Here is a 20,740-nt window from a genome sequence, read left to right as displayed (position 1 = left end):
GTTAACGCCTTGAAAGTCATCTACTTTGACTGCTTTTCCGGGATAAGCGGGGATATGGTGCTGGGAGCCCTGGCCGACTTGGGGCTGGATTTGGAGACTTGGAAGCAGGCGCTTTCGAGCCTAAAACTCTCTGGGTACCGGTTGCACCACCGCCGGCTACAAGAAGGAGGCATCAGCGCCATCAGGGTCGAGGTGGAGGTAGAGACCGAACCGCCCAGCCGCCACCTCTCTCATATCAAACAGCTCATTGCTGAGGGAGGTTTGCCCGCCCCAGTAGAAGAAAAAGCCATAGCCGTCTTCGAGCGCTTGGCCAGGGCCGAGGCCCAAGTCCACGGCTCCACCCCTGAGGAAGTGCACTTTCACGAGGTAGGGGCCATAGATGCTATCATCGATGTGGTGGGCTCGGTGCTAGGCCTGCATCTCTTGGGCGCCGAGGCAATTTACTCCTCGCCCCTGCCCCTGGCTCGCGGCTGGGTTAACTCCCATCATGGCCCTTTACCCCTTCCGGCGCCAGCTACCGCCGCCCTGCTGGCGGGAATACCGGTATACGGGGTGGAGGAGGAAGGGGAATTGGTTACCCCCACCGGAGCCGCCCTCATCACCACCCTGGCCTCCCGCTTTGGCCCCCTTCCGGCCGGTCAGGCCCTGAAGGTAGGCTACGGAGCCGGCACCGCCAAAAGGCGTCGGCCTAATTTGCTGCGGGCCTTTTTGATGGAGGTCAACCAGGCGGCTGGCCCAAGCTCATCGCCTCAGCCGCCCTGGTCTTACGAGGCTGATGTAGTCCAGGTAATTGAAGCTAATCTCGATGATTTAACTCCGGAAATTGGCGGCTACCTGGTGGATCGGCTGATGCAGGCTGGAGCCCTAGATGTCTCCTTCGTTCCCATCCAGATGAAAAAGAACCGGCCCGGATTCAAGCTTTCGGTCATCTGCCCTCTGGAGAAAAGCTTGGCGGTAATAGAACTTATCTTTGTCGAGACCACTACCTTAGGGGTGCGCCACCGCCTAGAATCCCGCTTGAAACTGCCGCGGGCCTTTATTAAGGTGGATACCCCTTGGGGGCCGGTACGGGTGAAATGCGCTCCAGCGGTCTTCACCCAGAAGCAGGCCGAAGGCGGCCCCTTTGCCCCATCGGTAATGGCGCCCGAGTACGAGGATTGCCGCGCCATCGCCGAAAAAAACGGGCAACCGCTAAGAAAGGTGTTGGAGATGGCTCAGCGCCTAGCCGAAGAAAAGTTTGCCTCCCTTGCCACCTCCTTGTAGCAAGCCCTAAGCTACCGCCGGAAGCCGTCCATGCTCCGATAAGCAACCGAGTGGCCCACCGCGTATTTGTGAAGCTACTGGGCATCAGCGTACTCTCCGGCGCCTTGGTGCCCCAAGCTCAGCAAGTAGTTGTTTATTGCTAAATTGTGACATTAGGATATACTGGACATAAATTCCAGATTCTGGCCCGGCTTAGTAGGGACAAGCGCTTGGGTTCTGAGGTAGAATAATTTGGGCCTTAAAGAAAGGGGAGCTAGCTTTGCCAAAGGTAGGCTTGGTCTATCACCCTGATTTTCTCCTGCACGAGACCGGCTCTTGGCCGGAGCGCAAAGAAAGGCTCATTAGCATCATGGAGTTCTTAAAGCAGCGGGGATATATTGAGCGCATGCGGAAGCTTGAGTTTCAACCGGCCCCCGAGGAAAAGGTCTTGAGCATTCATGAAAAAGCGTACGTAGACCGGGTCACCCAGTTCTGCGCCCAAGGAGGCGGCATTTGGGACCAGAACATTACCGTGCTTAGCCCAGAATCGGTTCGGGTGGCCTATCTTGCCGCCGGGGCAGCCTTGCGGGCTTTGGAGGCGGTCATGGCCGGGGAAGTGGATTATTCGCTGGCCTTGGTACGTCCTCCCGGCCACCATGCCGAGAAAAATGATGCCATGGGTTTTTGCGTCTTCAATAACGTAGCCATCGCCGCCAAAGAGGCCTTAAACAGCTACGGCCTCAACAAGGTATTGATTTTGGACTGGGACGTCCACCACGGCAACGGCACCCAGCATGCCTTTGAAGATGATGCCCGAGTGCTCTATTTCTCCATTCATCAGGCACCCCTCTTTCCGGGCACCGGTGAGGCGAATGAGGTAGGCCTAGGCGACGGCAAGGGGTATAATTTCAATGTGCCGCTGCCGCCGGGAGCAGGGGACGGGGTTTATCTGGAAATCTTCGAGCGCTTCCTCCGGCCGGTCTTACTCCAATACTACCCGCAGCTTATCCTGATTTCCGCCGGACAGGATTGTCACTTCGGCGACCCCTTGGCAGGAATGCGGGTGACTTGTGCTGGTTTCCAGGAAATGACCCGACAGGTAAAAGTGCTAGCCCAGATGATAGGGGCCCGGGGGCCAGTGGTAGTTTTGGAGGGAGGTTACAGCTTAGAGCTTCTTCCCTACGCCACCGGAGCCATCGTCAATGAGCTGGGTGAGTTTGGGGACCAAGTGGTAGAGCCGGTAGCGCCGCCTCCTGCCGCTAAAGATGCCCCCATCCAGGAAGCCCTGGACAAGGTGGCAGAGATCCAAAAGATATATTGGCCAGTAGGTTAAGGAGGCGGCCCATCAGGCTCCCAATACCCATCCAACCGGCCCCAGCAGGCGCAGGCCTTGGGCGGCCTACCCTGAGCCCCATGGCCACCCCTGGGGCCGGCCCAGGCACTGCTTCCCGCCCCTGGAGCCATTGGCGCCAGCCAAGCCATCGCAAACCATCGGTGCGATTCAATCGCTGGGCATCGACATCTACGCCTCTTTCATGGTCAGACCGGACTCCAGTTTAGAAAGTATTGCCGGGAGCTTGGTTTGTCTTTCGCCACTTTTTCCCTACTCACACCCCTTCCGGGGACGGACTTCTATGAAGAAGTCAAAAACCGGCTGGTAAACTGTAACTACGATCATTTTGACTTCTTCCATACCCTTCTTCCGACGCGATGAAGAGGTCAACTAGGGTGCTCAACCAGATCAGGAACGCCCTCCCACCCTTTCTTTGGCATACAATGTACTACCTTCACGAACAACCGGGGCGATCATAGTGAGCAATCAGACTCCGCCACCTCCGCCTACCTGTACCGGAATTCTCTATACCGTGGCCCCCGGCGACACGCTGTTTATCCTCTCGACGCGCTTCGGTACGCCCCCAAAAGGTGCTTGTTTTTTTTCAGGTAGGCACATATAATAGCCAGTGGATGTATGAGCACAATACTGTGCACAAGCGGCCCCGGATAGTCCTAAAGCAACAATTCCCTTCACCTGAAGATGGTGGTGACGGTGGCCGCGTGGCGCAGGGCGTAAAGCTGCCGATAGTAGTCAAGCTTTGAGGGCAAAGTGGAGGATGATCTTCGTGGCCCACCCGTTTAAAGAATACGTGAATCCCTATCTGGGACAACTGCTGGAACAGATTAAGCTGGACAAAAAGTTTGTCCGAGGGGAGGGCTGCTATTTATATGACGATCAGGGCCGGCGGTACTTGGACTTCATTGCCGCCTATGGAGCCCTACCTTTTGGTTACAACCCATCTCCCATCTGGCAGGCCATTGAGAGAGTCCACCATAACCTGGAACCTAGCTTTATCCAACCTTCTTTCCTTAACGCCGCAGGGGAGCTAGCCCGCCGGTTAGTGGAAATCACCTGCCCGGGCCTAAGATATGTCACCTTTACCAACAGCGGAGCGGAGACGGTGGAGGCCGCCATCAAGCTCTGCCGCTCGGCCACCGGGAGGATGGGGATCCTGGCCACCACCAACAGCTTTCACGGCAAGACCTTAGGGGCATTGAGCGCCACCGGTCGCAGCAGTTACCAACGGGCCTTCGGAGCTCCGGTAGAGGGATTCGAATTCGTGCCCTACGGCAACCTGGACGCCTTGGAGGAAGCTTTCCAGAAGCACGCTTCCCGGAGACAAGAGCAGTTTGCCGCCTTTATCGTTGAGCCCATCCAGGGGGAGGGCGGCATCGTGGTACCGCCAGCCGGATACCTGAAAGGGGTGCGAGAGCTGTGCGACCGCTATGGAGTATTCCTGGTGCTAGACGAGATTCAGACTGGCCTAGGGCGGACCGGACGGCTGTTTGCTTACGAGGAGGAAGGAATCTGCCCGGACGTGCTGCTCTTGGCTAAAGCCCTAGGAGGAGGAATTGTCCCCATCGGCGCCTGCATTGCCGGGGAAAATGTCTATAATGAGGAGTTTGCTACCAAACACTCCTCCACCTTTGCCGCCAATTCCCTGGCCTGCCGGGTAGGTTTGGCGGTGATCGAGTGGCTCACCGCCGATGAGCAGCGCCTGGTGCGGCAGGTAGCCCAGCGGGGCGCCCAACTCTTGGCCGGGCTGAAAAGGCTGCAGCAACAATACCCCCAAATCCTGGTAGGAGTTCGCGGCCGGGGGCTGATGTTGGGGATAGAATTTACCTGCCATCGCCAAGCCTTCCCCAACGGGCTCCTAGGGGTAATGGCAGAACAGGAGCTTCTTGCTCCAGCTGCTGCCAGCTACCTCTTAAACGTCACCGGATTACGGGTAGCCCCTACCTTGAACGGCAATCGGGTGCTGCGGATCGAGCCGCCGCTGGTAATCAGCGAGCAGGAATGCCAGCTGGGTCTTGCGGCCATCGAGGAGATGCTTTCCGCCTTGGCTACTTATGATACGGCTCGCTTTCTCCATCACCTGGTTGGCTCCACCTCGCCGGCATCAGTAGGGTCCGAGCCAAAGTCCTGGGGCGGGAATTCCCAATCCAACCGAACCGCTCAGGCCTCCGACCCGCAGACCTGTCAACCACAGGTAACCCGGGGCAGTAAGCCGGAACTGGGCGCCAGCCGGGCTTATGACAGGCCCAATTGGCCCCAACCACAGGCAAAGGTGACTGGCCTTGCCCCTGCGCTAGCCGTGCAGGCCTCCGCTCTACCAGGCCGCTTCGCCTTCCTGGTACATCCGGTAGCCTGGCAAAATTACGTTGACTTTGATCCCAGCCTCAAGGCATTTAATGAAGATGAACTGAGGGAGCTAGCCTTCAGCTGGAACGACCTGGTAGATCCCTTCGTCATAGGGAGCACCGAGATCGTATCCGCCGCTGGCGCCAAAGCTCTCGGCGAGTTCATAGTGGTGCCCCGGACCGCCGAAGAATTGTTGGCGGCCCCTCGCTCAAGCAGTATACAGCTGATTCGGCAGGCAGTGGATTTAGGGCGAGCGCGCGGTGCCAGCATCGTCGGCCTGGGCGCATACACCTCGGTAGTTTCTGGTGGAGGCCTGTTTGTCCGTGGCCGCGGAGTAGCCATAACCAGCGGCAACAGCTATACGGTGGTGGCTGCGGCTGAAGTAGCCTTGACGGCATTAGAAAAGATCGGCCTGCCGCCGGCGGAGGCAAGCGTGGCGGTGGTGGGAGCAACCGGCTCCATCGGCCGAGGCGTAGCCCTCCTATTGGCCGAGAAGGTAGGGCGGCTGATCCTGGTGGGCAACCCGGATCGGCCCGAACACAGCTTGAAGCGACTCGCAAAAATAGCCGAGGAAATCGAAAGGGAAGCCAAGAATGGCCCCCGCCGTCCCAGCGCGGCTTCGGGGACCGTAATTGATTGCCTGGGCCGTCAAGGCATACTTAGCCCGGCAGGCATGGCGGGATCAGGCGGCCGGGCAGGAACAGCCCTCACCAAGGACCAACCGCGGAGGCAAAGGGAGGATATCCATCCCGACGGCAAGGGTGGCGGCCAACCCTCGGCCGTAGCCAGGTCACCTTTAGAGATTAGCATCGCTTTCGATAAGGCCTTGCCCGAAGCCGACCTGGTAATTACCGCTACCAACAGCCCTAGGGAACTGCTCTTGCCCGACCATTTGAAGGCAGGGGCGATTATTTGCGATATGTCCCGCCCGGCCAATGTTAGTCCCGAGCTCAGCGCCATGAGACCTGACGTTTTAGTCATCGATGGTGGCGTAATTGCCATTCCGGGAGCTCCATATCTTGGGTGGGATTTTGAGCTCAAGCGGGGCTTAGCCTACGCCTGCATGGCCGAGACCATGATGCTAGCCCTGGAGCAGCGTTTCCAAGATACTAGCATCGGGCCGACCCTAACTTGGGATGATATTCATTTGCTAGAGCGGCTGGCAGCCAAACATGGGTTCCGGGTAGGGCCATTGCGCAGCTTCGGCCAGCTGATCACCGAAGAACGCTGGGCCCACCAAGCCTCCTTTCGCCAGAAGCAGAAACAGTGGTCGGCCGGATAACTTATTGGCGGGCAGGGGATTCCCCGCTCGGCTACCTGAGTAAGCATTGAGGCAGTAGGCACATTCAATCAAAGAAGTCGAAGTCAAATATCTCCCCCAGAAGTCCGCGGCGCTTCTTACGCTTGCCCCACTCCCGATCTCGGCATTCCTTGTCATCGCGGTATTCCCGTTCGCGGTCGAGCTCCGGTTTCCAGCCACGGCCGGCCCTCGCCTCTTCTTCCCAATGGCGCTCACCTTCATAGCGCTCCGCCGTGGCCAGAAGCTTGTCGAGTTCTCCCCGGTCTAACCAAACCCCGCGGCATTCCGGACAGACATCAATTAACACCCCTCGCCGCTCTACTTCTTTCATGCTTACATCGCACAAAGGACAGCGCATCAGAAAACTCCTTTCTAACGCTCCCGTAGAAGCTACCCGCCCGCCAAGTTTCAGATTACCATCCTGCCAGCCTGTTAGGCAAGCATTCGCCAAGTGTTAGAAGCGAAAACTTTCTACTTGTGTTTTTAAGATCCTTTCCATGTGTGTATAGTAACGGGCCTGTTGCCAAACCCTGGTTTTCTTAATGTACATGCCATCTTCCTCCAGGTTATCCTGCCATAACCGCTCAACGTATTCCCCGGCATCTAAAAGTCTCTCCCGTTCGGACAGTGAATCAAGCGAGGCGTTGGCCTGGGACAGTATGGCTCTTTCCGGATGGACTCGCAGCAAATGTCTAATGGAAAACGGCGAGCAAGGCTTGCTTTAATGGGAACCGTTTTTTGTGAAGGGTACGAATGAAAGGAACCGCAATGCAGCCCAGTTCAATGGCTCTTATCTTTAATTTGTCAACTGGCCAACGACAGATGTCCAGACACCCTAATGAGCCGTATGAAAATGAAGATATGCCGGTGCAGGAACAAATTGGGCTCCTGATGATTAGATTTTCGCAGCAGTTCTTCCACAACATCTGCGCCAGCTTCGTCGTTCAGAAAGGCGATGAGGGCACAGGCATCAAGCACATAATACTCGCTCATGTTTCCAGATCCTTTTCCAATTGCTTGGACTGCAGGTATTTTTCTACGTTAAAGCCCTTTCCCTTCAAAATCCCCCGTGCCTCACGAATTGGATCTTCCACAGGTTTGAGAAGAAATCCCTCGCGCACCTCCACGATGGTTACTCGCTTACCTTTCAGTTTTCGCGCCACCTCCACCGGCAAATTCAGTTCGTCCGCATTCACTTCAGGGGCTAGCAACACCTTCACCTCCAGTATAGAGACAGGCCAGCCCTTTGAGCCATTCCTTTGAAATAGTATCTGTTGACAATTGTTCTTGAACGGTCATCTTTATCTTTATTCGCAATATCGGCCTTGACAGAATTTTGACTCCTCCCTGGGAGTAACAGGGCTTCTGTCAAATCATACCACAAAGAACGCCCTGATCTCAACCATTGCTCCGCTTCCGTTAGTGTCAACCCGAAGTGGGGAAAGTTTATTGATTAGCAAAGGTCAAGCGCAGATACACTTGAAACCGAGACAAAAGGGTGCTCTTATGGTGCCAAGCTATGTTCTTCCTGTTGCTCCGCTCTACCACCCTCCCTTCAGGCCGGTACCGTTTCCGCAGGGTTACTCCTTTACTGGTTCAGGCACGATTTTCATCTCCGGTACTTAGAGAAGGCTGCTATATGAGGTCTCAACTTTTTTAGGCCCTTGGCCTTCCATGGGAGGAAATGGGAGATCCCACGGTTATTTTACGCTAAGCAAATGTTAGAAGCGAAAACTGCGGGCGAGAGAGACAGATTAACGCAGCCACCCATAGAAGACATTTTAATGAATGGGTGCACAATGTAACGTTGAGATTTAATCGCTCTTGCCAAGACCCAAAGCAGAAACTATCACCCCTGCAAGTGCAGAAGCCCTGAGGTCTCATGGGTTTCGATACCGTTCTATAGCATCTTCTGCTTGTGTTTTTAAGATCCTTCCCATGCGGATTACGTTGGTTACCACCCGGTGGCTGGCTGAGGTACAAACTGAGACGGGTCTAGCATAGGCGGGTAGAGGAGGCTAGCATTCAGCTTACGTGAACGATTTTCACTTACCTTGGTTCCTACCTACAGGCGGGGACAAAAAGTACGCCGCTTGCTCTCCGAAACAACGGGGTACTAGATGCGCTCGTCGAAGGACATGGAGGAGCGGAGCTGTAGATCCCAGCCCCCCGAGAAGGGGCTGTATCCCGCCTGGATCACGGGGCTTATCTGGGCCTTTCCCAGCGCACCTGCAGCGGAGGTTACAGTAAGTCACCTGTGGAAGACGTCAGAGTGATGCTCCGGCTATACAGCACGTCCGGGTCTAGATCTGCACCACTGGGCCAGATAACCGTCCCAGCCTCATGGTCTACCTTTACCTGCCTAAAATAGCTTGGATCTTTTAAAGGTTCAAAGACTGGCCCTTTTAAGAACTGACGCAGGTCAACCACTTTGTATTCGCCGGTGTCAAATTCAAGGATAAGGTGGTAGTCTTTAACTGGATATGCGTTTCTAATTTCCCGTAGCACTGCTAGTCACCACCCCTCTGGAGGTTTTACCTGCTGTAGTACCTCACCAGCTTCTGCCCTCCGCCAATTCTGCATCAAAGCCGCAACGAGAAATTCACAAATCGTTGGCAACTTAGCTCCTCAAGGTATTTGTAACTAGCTTAGGCCTGCCTTCTGGCGAGAATATTCAAGGCGCGGGCCATTGGCTTACAAGCATGGGAAGTCTATCCTAATGGTGGCATGGTCAGCATTTATGCCTGCTAGCTACTCTTCCGCAGCCGCTTCTCCCCTAGCAACTATTATACCCTAGCTCAAGATTGTATGCTATGTTTAACCATGGTGAGGAATTTGCGTTGGCCCCATACATCTTAGAGCGGGTAGGCATTATCCCAAGGAATCCGGCCCATCAGCAAGTTCAGCGCCCGTTGTAGGGTACCATGCACCGGAAAATTACCCAGGTTTCTCTATCAAGTGACGAAAAATGGCATGCTACTCCTGTGTCAACCTTGTCAGCTTGAGTTGTTGGCGAACTTTTTTCTAGGCTGCTTTAACCAGGCTACGGAGGTTTTTCCTGTCCTTTTCTTTTACCCGCCCCAGGGCCATGACCAGCATCACTATTAAAGCCAGGGTGCATCTTGTCTGCATCTTCTCTAAGCCCCGTATGTAGTGCTGCTCAAAGCCAAAAGCCCGGTCCAGACGGCTGTTTACTCGCTCTACCGCCGTCCGCTTTTTGTAGAGGCTTTTCCACCGGTAGCTTGAGCGGACAAGGGGAGTAAAGATGCGCCGGTCTTCCTTGAGCGGGATCCTTACTCCGCTTTTGACCCGACATTCTTCTATCCCCGCACACTTGGTTCCATAGTGCCTGGCGGGACAACGGTATTTTAAGGTCCCTCGATCTTTTTCAAACCCACCGTAGGCCATTGCCGGCCGTTTGTCTGTTTTTTGGCAGTGACAATATACCTGACCTTTGTAGTTGTAAACTACGTTCTTTTGGCCACTTACTAATCTGTTTTCTTCCCGGTCACGCCACAGGTTGCGAATGTCTATGAGTGGTTTTATGCCGTAGTCCGCCCATAGCTTGGTAATTAGCTTGCCGTCGTCATAACCACGATCCCCTAGGAAATATCGGCACTTCTTCATGGCCTCGGGGCTTTTCTTTGCCATTTCCTCTAAAAGCCTATGGGCTTCTTTTACTTCACCGGCAGAGGCCTTGGTTACACTAAAGCCTACCGGTATCTCATAGGTAGCATCTACTACCAGGTGAAGCTTGTAGCCGAACCAAGGGAATACTTTCTCCCAAGGGCTTCCATCTTCTTTCTTTCCCCGGTAAACTTTCTGCCCCCAGTCGGCATCTATATCCCGCCGCTCGCCAGCCTCCATCCCCGGCGAGTGCCGGTAATCCCCGGGCAGCCCAACTGTATTAAACTTCTGCGCCCCTGAGCAAGTATGGCGGATTTCCATGGCCCATAGTCCGGGTCATACCTGGCCGGGTCATTTATTGTGGCAAAGAGTGATCTATTCCCCCGGCAAGAATGCCGGAATTTTGACGTTCAAAAGCAAATGATGTTTAACTGCCGTTTTCAACTGTTGGCGATATTCGCTTGGTTGCAGGAAGGGAGGTCAGAGGTGAAACGTTTGGGTGAAAAGTAACCGTTCGGGTGGTAATGGGAACGATAGCTCTGGGCGGAACCTTGGTCGAATTCACCGCCGGGCAACCAAAGAACTGCTCCGCCTTCAGCCGGTCAGCCAGGAAGGGCTATGGTAACTGCCCGTTAGGGAGGCCCCTGGTTGAACTGGACCGGCGCCGGTAAGCCGCCAGTAAGTCAAAGACTAGCGAAGCGGGAGGGCGGCCAGGCGCCCTTGGTCCACCCGGTAGGCGACATAGTCACTGGCGGCGTAAAGGGGGATCAGCACCTGGGGCCATTTTTGCGCCCAGAGATTGTATTCTGAGGCCTCGGAAGTAAAGAAGAACTGGGCACCGGAATCCCGTAGACGCTTTAGCATCTCTTCGTCGGAGCCAGCCATTAGCACCAGCACCTGGTTATCTAGCTTCGGTCCGAATAGCAGGTAGGGAAAACGGGCCTCGGTCATGGCGATCTTGCTACCAGGGGGTATGCTTTCCACCCAGGCCGCTTCCCTTCCCCAGGGTTTGAGATGGTACCCCAGCTGAAAGAAGGTCCGCTGCGGTTGGGGCAAGGTTAGAAAGCGCCTGACTTCCGAGAGAGGATAATAGCTCTGGGTAAAGCTAAGGCTCAGGGAGACCAGAACTAAGGCCAACGTATAGATGCGCAGCAGTGGGGCGTGTGACCGCGGCAGAGATTGCTCCAGGTAGGCCACGCTCACCGCCCCGGCGGCTACCACGAAGAGGGTGTAGCGGCTCCACCAGTTGCTAGGCTGCACCACGAACAAGAAGGCTAAGGGCAGGAGAAGCCAGAGCAGGCGCAGATCCCGCCGAAGGGCAGCCAGCCCCAGAACCAAAAGCGTAGCCGGAAATTCCAGCCACAGCCACTGGGGGCCCAGGCCGCCGATGCGCTGGTCAAAGTTGTAGGGGGCAGGCGATTCCAACCAGGACAGCAAAAGTTGCTTCCAGCTAGGCAGGCCTTGCAGTTGCGGTGGAGTATTGGCTTGCATAATCAGCTCATCGATGCTGCCCTGGCCAGGCCAGATGGTGATGCCGAGAAGCTTAATGGTAAACGGATATAGAGGGTTACCATAGCTAACCCAGTTACGGAAATACCAGAAGCTGCCTGCAACCAGGAACGCTAAGGCAAAGAAGGTGAGATCGCGAAGCCAGTAAGCCCAGGCCTCTTTTTGTGCCTGGCGAGCCGCCTTAAGGCTGCCAGCCAGAACAAGGAAGAGAACTATGGCCACGTAGGCAGAGGCCGACGCTTTCATGCCTAGGACGATGCCGCTGGAGATGCCAGCCAAGAGGGAGTGGCCTCGCCGGGGAGACAGGAAGTAGCTGAAGGCAAAATAGAAGGCTACCAGAAATAGGCCCGCAAAGGCCACGTCCACGTAGCAGGTTTTGCTCTGCACCAGGACGATGGGGGTGAGAAAAAACATGCACCCAGCCACGGCGCTGTTGGCCGGTGCCAGGCCTATTTGTCGACCTAAGCCATAGGTAGCGAGACTGCCGGCCACAGCAAAAGGGAGCTGGACCAAGTCGATTATGGCTTCGCTACCGGTAAACAGCAGGATCCAGGCCATGAGTAGCTCAGTGTTCATGGGATAGACGTTGGTCCAGATATTGTAGGGGGTAAGGACCAGCCGCTGTTCCCTGAGCCAGGTTACTACCGCCGGAAGATGATAGTAGAGGCTGTCCCAGGCCATCTCCGGGAAGAGGTACCCCAGGAGGATTAGCCAAGCTAATTCGCCTAGGGTCAAGGCCAGAAAAATCTGGACCCAAAGGTTGCCCCGTAGCCAGGCGGGAAGGGTAAAGCCCTGAAAGAGAGCTGCGCCGGTACCCACCCAAGTGTTGCCGCGGCCAGAGGACTCACCAGATGAAGAAGCCTCTGGCGGTGCAGGGGTGGTTCTTGAGCTTAAGCCCCAAAGCCTGGCTCTATCAGCCGCCTCACTGTGGATGGATCTGGCCTTAGCGGGCCCAGCCCCCGCCCGGATAGTTGGCTCAGCTGGCCCACTGGGTTCACCTATGGGCGCTTTTAGAGGTTGCCGCCGACTTGGGGGCAGGTAGCTACTATCAAGCTTGGAGACAGGGTCTGGATGCGAGCAGGCGAGAATGGCTGTCCCTTCGGGTCCTGGGGATGGCGGCCCTGGTTTGGCCGATGGCTTGGGGCGAGCCCGAGTGGCCGCGGCTAGGATCAACAGTCCCAGGTTGAGGGTCCAGAGCACCTTGGGGGTAAGGCCAAAGACCGTCCCGGCCATGAGCATAGTCAGCACTATCTGAGCCACCGACAAGGTGAAGATGGCTAGAAGCTGATCTAGGCGGCCATGAATCCGGTGGCGAACCAGAAGCCAGCTGGTTGCGATTACCACTCCGTTAATTCCCGTAAAGTTTATAGCTGCTAGCAAGCGATCAGCTCCAAGGTTAGGCTGCAGGTAGCACAAGTGCGTGACACGTGGCACGGAAGTACTGGTTCGTGAACTACCCCTTCCTTCACTAACGTTCAAGGAGGAGCTTCCTGCTTCATCAGCAACCTGCGGTGCTTCAGAGAGGCCTGAATTCCCTTGGTTCCCACGGTACTGCGTCTGTCGGCACTCCCCTTCGACTTTACGGAACACAGGGCTACCGGACATGGTTAGTGTTCCGACCGCTTGTCTGCAGGTGGACGCTTTACTAGATTAGGCCACAAATTTTACCGCCTTTCATCCCTGCCCTTTGCCCTCGCTTCGCGAGCAAGGAAGGCTCAGGGCGGGGACTTCCCGAAACTGCTGCGGCATAACCATGGCCCTGGATGGGAAGAAAGGAAAAATGTTTCACGTGAAACATTTTCCGGCGATGGCCTCAGCTATCCGCTCAAGGTCTTCGCTGGCAAAATACTCAATAATGATTCGGCCCCGGTCACCCCTTCCTCTGATCATAACCTTAGTACCCAGGACCTCGCGCAACTGTTCTTCGACATTCCTCAACCACATCCGCACTGGGTCGGCCGCTTCCTTTTCCTTCCTATCGGCCTCCCCGAGCCTTGAGCGCGCCAATCCCTTTTCCTTACTAGCCCGCACCAGCTCCTCGGTCTGCCTTACCGACAAACCTCTCCTTGCCACTTCCTGGGCCAAGGCCACCATCGTGTCCTCATCCTCAAGCCCCAGCAAAGCCCGCGCGTGCCCGGCGCTGAGCTCCCCCGCCTCCAGCAACCTTTTGACTTCCGCCGGTAGGGTCAGAAGCCGCAGGCTATTGGTAATCACCGACCGGCTCTTTCCTACTCGCTGCGCCAATTCCTCCTGGGTCAAATTGAACTCCTCGATCAGCGTCTTATAGGCGGCCGCCTCCTCCAGCGGCTCCAAGTCCTCCCGCTGCAGGTTCTCAATCAACCCTACTTCCATAGTCTCCCGATCCGAAAGCTCCCGGATAACCGCCGGGATTACTCGCAGCCCCGCCCGGGCGCTGGCCCGCCACCGCCGCTCCCCGGCCACCAGCTCGTATCCGCCCTCCGCCGTCGGCCGGACTACCACCGGCTGAACCAGTCCGTGCTCGCGAATGCTAGCTGCCAATTCTTCCAGCTTTTCTTCATCAAAGCCTCGCCGGGGCTGGTGTCTACCGGGGCGGATATCCTCCACCCGTAAGTACACCACCCGCGTACCCGGCTCCTCTCGCCCCTCATCATCGCCCACTGATAGCAAGGCTTCTAATCCTCGGCCCAGACCGCCAAGCTTGCGCTTAGCCATTGGCCAACACCTCCTCTGCTAGCTCCCGGTATACCTCCGCCCCTCGGCACCTGGCGTCATAAGTAACAACCGGCTGACCGAAGCTAGGCGCCTCGCTTAGCCGCACGTTCCTGGGAACAATGGTCTTGAAGACCTTATCGCGGAAATGTTCCTTCACCTGCTCCACCACTTGGATGGCCAAGTTAGTACGAGCATCAAACATCGTCAGCAGTACCCCTTCCAACTGCAACCCGGGGTTCAATCCTTTTTGAACCAACTCCACCGTCCGCATCAGCTGGCCCAAACCCTCCAAGGCATAGTACTCGCACTGGATGGGGATCAACACCGAATCGGCCGCCACCAAGCCATTCAGCGTAAGCAATCCCAAAGAAGGCGGGCAATCAATTAACAAGTAGTCATACCTGCCCCGCACCCCTTCCAGCGCCGCTCTTAACCGGTACTCTCGCCTTTCCTCTCCCACCAGCTCCACTTCCGCGCCCGCCAGCTGAATGCTGGATGGGGCTAAATCTAACCCCCCAATCTCCGTAGGCCTGATCACCGCCCGCAGCGGCAACCGCCCAATGAGACTATCATAAGTGCCTTCCCGTACATCCTCTTTTCTAACCCCCACCCCGCTGGTGGCATTGGCCTGGGGATCGATATCCACCAGTAGCACCCGTCTCCCCCGCAGGGCCAGGGCCGCCCCTAAATTCACCGCTGTGGTAGTCTTCCCCACCCCGCCCTTTTGGTTAGCTACGGCTATTACTCGACCCACCTCTGCCACCACCTAGCCAGAATCACCATCTCCTATTTCCACATTCCCCTTAGGGTTCCTTCCTGTCTTCCCACAACTTTCCGCTCATCTAAGACATAATCCTCAAGCGCGGGCCTTGGTGCCCGAACCGGTTGAACTCCCCACCCCTCTAACAGCTCCCCCAACCGCCCCATCGCCAGCCCTCAAACCACCTTCCTCGCCTGGCCTCATACCTACTCCCCGTCAGCCCGCCTCCTTCATCCCCCGTCTCCTGCCGCCGTAAACCACATGCACAGTAAACCCCCGGCGAACCCGCCTTACCGTCGCCAGCAAGAAACCCAAGAACACCGCCGCCCAGACTACCACTGAGAAGCCCAGGCCAAAGGCCAGCCGCTGCCATCCCTCCCAAAAGAAGGGGTGAATAGCTAGATACATCATCCGGCCAAGCCAGCCCAGCAGCCCTCCTACTTCCGGCCCTGGCACCACCAACCCAGCCGGTAGGACCTGGGAAGGAGCCACGGCCACCGCCAACCCATATCCGAATACCAACAGGAACAGGAAGCTATACACCCAAAGCAGAAGCATCCCCATGCCGCCTGTGCCCCCACGGCCATAATCGGCATAATACCGAGCGTTGCCGCTGGACAGGTAGAGCCCGATAGCACTGCAAGCCAGAACCACCAACAGCGCCCCCGCCCCTATCTCCAGCATCACCGCCAACCTCAGTTTGGTTAGCCCGCCAATGATGGCCACCATAGCTTCCATGGCCACCGCCGCGGGGATTGCAGCTGCGATTAATTTTCCGCCCACCACCGGCCACCCCGAAACCGGCGCGACATTCAAAATCCAAGCGGCTTCTCCTTCTCGCCCAAAAGCATGGGAAGCTAGTTCTCCCGTCATCATCACCGCCAGCATCACCACCACGCTGACCAAGGAGCTGCTAGCAGGACCGCCCCAGCTTCCCTCTCTAGCCGCTTGCATCACCGTCCGCAACGTAACAATGGTCACGATCGCCAGAGGACTAACCAACCCCAACCACTCCCGAGTATCCCGCCGCAAGGTTAGCAAGTCTTTTCTAGCCACGCTAGCTATCTGCACCCATCTCCGACTAAATCCTGCGCCTACTGCAGCTCGCTCTACCCCTGCCTCCCTGCTCCCGCCGGCACCAGCCCCAGCGCCCAGGCGCCTGCTCCGCCTCCGCACCCGGCTGCCACCAGATTCACTCACCGCCATCCAGCCCCGGCGAAACCCCCGTTCCACCAATACCTGCGTTGCCAAATACAACCCGCCACCAAGGCCGACCAGGGCTACTGCCCAACCTATCGCTTCGCCAAGGTTTCCAGCCGCCGCTCGCACCAGCGCCACCGCGCCCCAGCCGCTAGGAACCTGCTTCACCGCCTCCAACACGCCACCTCCTTGCAGCAACGCCTGGCCCATATCCTGCCCGCCGCCTGTCAAGCCAGGCAATTGAAACAAGGCATACACGACCAGCCCGCCTAGGGCACCCATCACCCCAACTGCTTCCCGGGCCCGGTGCCGGGGAACCACCTGCATCACCGCTAGGTTAATCAATTCCGCCAAGGAAGTACCCAGTACCCAAAGGCCAAGCAGCGCCACCGCCGCCACCGCATAGTATCCGCCGCCGGCCCCGACGGCCCATCCGTACACTATAGCCGGTAGCACCCCAAAAAAGCCTAGCATGGGCAGGTTGCCCGCCGCCACTACCATTGACTTCATCGCCAAGATGGCCCGACTTGGCACCGGAGCCGAGAACAGAATTACCAGGTCAGGCGCTAGGTACAGGTTCTGAAAAGCAGCAATCAAACCCGTAAATACCTGCGAAGCCAGGGCGCCTAAGAATACCAACGAGAATACGGTTTCGGCTACCCCTCCCACCACTTCCCCCGCCAAGGCCAGGGGAACAGACGCCAGCGCCTCCACCACCAAACTCCGCACTCCCCAGCCCATCAACCCGGCGATGGCTACTAGTCCCAGCAAGCCTATCACGCTCTTTATTCCCGCCTGCCGCCAGCTGTTTACCAGGGAGCGGATTTGTGCCCAAAGGAGGATCCGCACCGCCGACCAAAATCCTCGCTTTGTTCCCTCGCCCTCTGACCTCATGCTCCTTCAACCTCCCGGCCCAGCTCCCGGATCAACTCCCTTTCGTCCTCGGCTCCGGTTAGCGCGAGGAAGATATCCTCCAGGCTTTCGCCTCCCCGGCCAGCTCGCTCCCGCAGCTCCTCCGGACTACCCTCAGCAATTAGCCGCCCCTGCTGCAGGATCCCCACGCGGTGGCACATCCGCTCAGCAATCTCAAGAATGTGGGTAGACAGAAACACCGTTACCCCCTGCCGCGCTAGCTCCGCCAGCAGATCCTTGAGCAGCCTAGCGCTGCGCGGATCTAATCCCACCGTAGGCTCATCCAGCAAAAGCACCTGCGGCCTGTGTATCAGGGCCGCTGCCAGCACCACCTTCTGCTTCATCCCGTGGGAAAAACCCTCTAGCAATTCATCGGCCCGCTCGGTGAGCCCAAAGAGGCGCAGCAACTCTTCCGCCCGCTCCTCAGCCGCGGTTCGGGCCACCCCGTACAGATCGCCCACAAAAACCAAAAACTCCCGCGCCGAAAGCTTGGGATACAGGGCCGGCTGATCCGGGACATAAGCTAAACAGGCCTTAGCCGCTAGCGGCTCCTGCCTTAAACTATGCCCGCAAATGTATGCCTCCCCTGCATCGGGCTCCAAGAGACCGGCCAGCATCTTGATGGTAGTGGTTTTCCCAGCTCCGTTAGGCCCTAGGAAGCCATATATCTCCCCTGCCCTGACCTCTAAGTTCAGACCATCTACAGCCACCAACTGGCCATATCGCTTTTGCAGCTCGACCGTCCGTATCCGTGCCTGGTTAATGTGCCTCTCCACCGCTAAACTGGCTACCACCTTTCTCTATTCCAGCGCTTAACCCGGTAATGCAAGCAAAGGTTTGCTCTAGCAATGAATACACCGCCGGCCTTCCTGACCGTCCCAAGGTCGCTTGGCGGGAATGCCCGGCCGCCGCGGGAACCGGGCCGGGGTAGGCGCCACCTTCTCCACTACCACCCAGCTGAGCTGGCGAGCCTCTTCTTCCCCCGGCTCAGACCCGCTTAAATCCCTACCGCCCCCCTCGCTCGCCCCTACCCTACCCGGCTCTCCCTCTTTCTTTACCTTCGGAACCATAAGCCTCACCACTGCCCTTACCCTTCCCCCCATGGCCTCAATGGCTGGCATTCCCCTGGGTAGCTCTTCCTCTTCCACTCGCGGCCCCTTCCACCACAAGGCCCACCCTCCCACCTGCACTAAGGGCAAACAGTACTCCGCCAGCACCGCCACCGATGCCACTGCCCGGCTCAGAGCCAGATGGTACTGTTCCCGGTGCTCTCTCTTTCTTCCCATCTCCTCAGCTCGACACCAAAACGCCCTAACTCCCGGCACCCCAAGCTCCCGGATCGCCGCCTCTAGAAACTCCACCTTCTTTCTGGTGGCTTCCACCAAGGCCGCCTTTACCTGCATCCCCCCAGGCGGCGCCATGGCCATCACCATACCCGGAAATCCAGCCCCAGTACCAACATCCACTAGTTGGATCTTTTCCCATTTATACCCAACACCACACTCCTTTTCCAGCCTAGCCCACACCTGCCATCCCACTAGGCTCTCCAGCAGGTGTCGCTCCACCGCCTCCCCCCAATCGGCAATAGCGGTGAGATTAAACTCCCGATTTTTCGCCTCCACCATCCCCAAGTACTTAAACAAAAGGGTTGCCTGGGCCTCGCTAATCGCTAAGCCCATCCCGGCAACCCTGTCCATAAAGGCTGTGCCTATTTCTTTCCACGCCTTCTCCCAATCTCCGCTTCCACCTATGACATCGCACCCCCTAAAACTAGCCTTCTCGTCAATCCATCTCCCCTACCCCAGCCCCAACCGTAAAGCACCTCCAAACCATCGCCCCCCATATGGGGCCTTCCCCCACCTATCAACTGGACTGCCTAACCCCTTGGGCTTGACGCTTCTGCTCCAGGTAGAACAGCAACATTTGCACATCCGCCGGCGACACTCCCGATATCCGCGCCGCCTGCCCTAAAGACCGTGGCTTAAAAGCTTCCAGCTTCTGACGTCCTTCGCTGGAAATCCCATCTATTTCCATATAGTTCAGACCCTCCGGCAAAGCCCGTTCCTCCATCTTTTCCCAACGCTCTACCTGCTCCTTCTGGCGAGCGATATAACCGCTGAATTTGATTTCTACTTCTACTTCCTGAGCGATCTCCCGCCCTACCGGCACCGCCCAGCCCCGGGCAGCCAAATCCTCATAGCTAACCTGGGGCCGCCGCAACAGTTCCTCGGCCGTAGTTGCCCCTCTTAGCTTTCCTCCATTGATTGCTTGCAGCCAAGACTCCACCGCCGGGCCGGGATGAACTGTGATCCTCCTCAGCGCCTCCCGGGCTGCCCGCATACCCTCTCTTTTTTGGCAGAACTTAGCATAATCTTCCTCCTTAAGCAAGCCCAGCCGGTGCCCAATCTCGCTCAGCCGCAAATCAGCATTATCGTGCCGGAGCAATAGCCGGTACTCGGCCCGGGAAGTCAGCATCCGATAAGGCTCGTTGGTGCCTTTAAAAACCAAATCGTCAATTAGTACCCCAATATAAGCCTCCGACCGACTTAAGGTAAACGGACCTTCTCCCCTAACCTGCCGGGCCGCGTTGACTCCGGCCACCAGCCCCTGGCCTGCCGCCTCTTCATACCCAGAAGTACCGTTAATCTGGCCAGCTAAGAACAGTCCCGGTACCTTCTTGACTTCCAGAGTAGGCCTAAGCTCCTCAGGCGAGACGTAATCGTACTCGATGGCATATCCCGGCCGAACTATCTCCGCCCGCTCCAGCCCCGGCAGAGTACGCAGCATGGCCAGCTGCACCTCCTCCGGCAGGCTAGTGGACATCCCCTGCACATATATCTCCTCGCCCTCTCGGCCCTCCGGCTCCAGGAAGACCACGTGACTGGGCTTGTCAGCGAACCGCACCACCTTGTCCTCAATGGAGGGGCAGTAACGCGGCCCTACGCCCTCAATGGCTCCACTGAACAGCGGGGCCCGGTGCAGGTTCTCGCGAATGATCCTGTGGGTAGCCTCGTTGGTTCTAGTAACCCAACAAGCCACCTGGGGCCTGGGAGGCGCCGGTTGATAGTAGGAAAACTGCAGCTCCCCCCCATCCGCCTCCTGAATCTCCACTCGACTAAAGTCTATCGACCGGCGGCTTACTCGAGCTGGGGTGCCGGTCTTAAACCGCCCCACCTTTAAACCTAGAGCCGCTAAATCCTCGCTTAGGCCTTGAGCCGGAAACTGGCCCATGGGTCCGCTGGCAAAACTCACTTCGCCAATAATAACCCGCCCCCGGAGGTAGGTCCCGGTGGTAATAACTACCGCCCTGGCCTCATAGGTGGCTCCGGTTCGGCACACCACGCCTGCGGCTCGCCCATCCTTAACCAGGAGCTTGACCACTTCCGCCTGTTTCAGCTCTAAATTAGCCTCAGCTTCCAAGGCCCGACGCATATAGTTGGAGTAAGCGCTCTTATCCACTACCATCCGCAACGCCCGTACCGCCGGACCCTTGCTGGTATTAAGCAACCGGGTGGAGATCCGGGCCGCATCGGCTGCCCGTCCCATTTCGCCCCCTAGGGCATCGATCTCCCGTACCAGATGTCCTTTAGCCGGCCCACCTACGGCCGGGTTACAGGGCATCAGGGCAATGCTATCCAGATTCAAAGTAATTAAAAGTGTCCGGCACCCCAGCCTGGCGCTAGCCAAAGCCGCCTCACAGCCGGCGTGCCCAGCTCCTACCACTATTACATCATAGCTCCCTGCTAGAAATCCCACCGTAAACCCCCTTTCCGCCTAGGATGTTTCCGAAACGTTTCCC

14 protein-coding genes are annotated in these 20,740 nt (G+C 57.2%); 3 read left to right on the top strand and 11 right to left on the bottom strand.

Annotated elements, in window-relative coordinates; genetic code table 11:
• Positions 1-9 precede the first annotated feature (9 nt).
• From larC to H5U02_02950, 3 genes are all read left to right on the top strand, one after another.
• Entirely contained in the window at positions 10-1,263 is a 1,254-nt protein-coding gene (gene larC, locus H5U02_02960; protein MBC7341402.1) for a nickel pincer cofactor biosynthesis protein LarC, read from the top strand.
• 259 nt (positions 1,264-1,522) lie between these two features.
• Positions 1,523-2,575: a histone deacetylase gene (locus H5U02_02955; protein MBC7341401.1), complete on the top strand. Its 1,053-nt coding sequence runs from the start codon at positions 1,523-1,525 to the stop codon at positions 2,573-2,575.
• A 778-nt stretch (positions 2,576-3,353) separates the two neighbouring features.
• On the top strand, positions 3,354-6,221 hold the full coding sequence (locus tag H5U02_02950) for an aminotransferase class III-fold pyridoxal phosphate-dependent enzyme (protein ID MBC7341400.1): 2,868 nt from the start codon (positions 3,354-3,356) through the stop codon (positions 6,219-6,221).
• 64 nt (positions 6,222-6,285) lie between these two features.
• Here H5U02_02950 and H5U02_02945 read toward each other — a convergent pair whose 3' ends face one another.
• The 11 genes from H5U02_02945 to mnmG form a co-directional block, all read right to left on the bottom strand.
• Positions 6,286-6,597 (bottom strand): zf-TFIIB domain-containing protein, encoded by a 312-nt coding sequence (locus H5U02_02945; GenBank protein ID MBC7341399.1) that lies wholly within the window; start codon positions 6,595-6,597, stop codon positions 6,286-6,288.
• 631 nt (positions 6,598-7,228) lie between these two features.
• A complete protein-coding gene (locus tag H5U02_02940; GenBank protein ID MBC7341398.1) occupies positions 7,229-7,453 on the bottom strand; it encodes a hypothetical protein in 225 nt (74 codons plus the stop codon).
• Between the two features lie 1,027 nt (positions 7,454-8,480).
• Entirely contained in the window at positions 8,481-8,747 is a 267-nt protein-coding gene (locus H5U02_02935) for a DUF2442 domain-containing protein (protein MBC7341397.1), read from the bottom strand.
• Positions 8,748-9,263: 516 nt separating this feature from the next.
• Entirely contained in the window at positions 9,264-10,187 is a 924-nt protein-coding gene (locus tag H5U02_02930) for a transposase (protein ID MBC7341396.1), read from the bottom strand.
• Between the two features lie 369 nt (positions 10,188-10,556).
• Positions 10,557-12,755 (bottom strand): hypothetical protein, encoded by a 2,199-nt coding sequence (locus H5U02_02925; protein ID MBC7341395.1) that lies wholly within the window; start codon positions 12,753-12,755, stop codon positions 10,557-10,559.
• A gap of 405 nt (positions 12,756-13,160) precedes the next feature.
• A complete protein-coding gene (locus H5U02_02920) occupies positions 13,161-14,069 on the bottom strand; it encodes a ParB/RepB/Spo0J family partition protein (protein MBC7341394.1) in 909 nt (302 codons plus the stop codon).
• A complete protein-coding gene (locus H5U02_02915) occupies positions 14,062-14,823 on the bottom strand; it encodes a ParA family protein (protein MBC7341393.1) in 762 nt (253 codons plus the stop codon). Before H5U02_02915 ends, H5U02_02920 begins: the two co-directional genes overlap by 8 nt.
• A 222-nt stretch (positions 14,824-15,045) precedes the next feature.
• Positions 15,046-16,923 (bottom strand): hypothetical protein, encoded by a 1,878-nt coding sequence (locus H5U02_02910; protein MBC7341392.1) that lies wholly within the window; start codon positions 16,921-16,923, stop codon positions 15,046-15,048.
• Positions 16,920-17,705: an ABC transporter ATP-binding protein gene (locus tag H5U02_02905; GenBank protein MBC7341391.1), complete on the bottom strand. Its 786-nt coding sequence runs from the start codon at positions 17,703-17,705 to the stop codon at positions 16,920-16,922. Before H5U02_02905 ends, H5U02_02910 begins: the two co-directional genes overlap by 4 nt.
• A gap of 78 nt (positions 17,706-17,783) precedes the next feature.
• A complete protein-coding gene (rsmG, locus tag H5U02_02900) occupies positions 17,784-18,638 on the bottom strand; it encodes a 16S rRNA (guanine(527)-N(7))-methyltransferase RsmG (protein MBC7341390.1) in 855 nt (284 codons plus the stop codon).
• Positions 18,639-18,804: 166 nt separating this feature from the next.
• On the bottom strand, positions 18,805-20,697 hold the full coding sequence (gene mnmG / locus H5U02_02895) for a tRNA uridine-5-carboxymethylaminomethyl(34) synthesis enzyme MnmG (GenBank protein ID MBC7341389.1): 1,893 nt from the start codon (positions 20,695-20,697) through the stop codon (positions 18,805-18,807).
• Positions 20,698-20,740: the final 43 nt, after the last annotated feature.

The sequence above is a fragment of the Clostridia bacterium genome (genome assembly GCA_014360065.1).
GTDB lineage: Bacteria > Bacillota > DSM-521 > Neomoorellales > JACIYF01 > JACIYF01.
Note: the sequence above shows the minus strand (reverse complement) of the source record. Positions and strands in the feature narration are given on the sequence as shown.

Excerpts from the sequence above, each read along its gene's own strand:
- H5U02_02950 (MBC7341400.1), top strand. The coding sequence starts at position 3,354 with ATGATCTTCGTGGCCCACCCGTTTAAAGAATACGTGAATCCCTATCTG.
- H5U02_02945 (MBC7341399.1), bottom strand. The coding sequence starts at position 6,597 with ATGCGCTGTCCTTTGTGCGATGTAAGCATGAAAGAAGTAGAGCGGCGA.
- H5U02_02930 (MBC7341396.1), bottom strand. The coding sequence starts at position 10,187 with ATGGAAATCCGCCATACTTGCTCAGGGGCGCAGAAGTTTAATACAGTT.
- H5U02_02920 (MBC7341394.1), bottom strand. The coding sequence starts at position 14,069 with ATGGCTAAGCGCAAGCTTGGCGGTCTGGGCCGAGGATTAGAAGCCTTG.
- H5U02_02910 (MBC7341392.1), bottom strand. The coding sequence starts at position 16,923 with ATGAGGTCAGAGGGCGAGGGAACAAAGCGAGGATTTTGGTCGGCGGTG.
- rsmG (MBC7341390.1), bottom strand. The coding sequence starts at position 18,638 with ATGGACAGGGTTGCCGGGATGGGCTTAGCGATTAGCGAGGCCCAGGCA.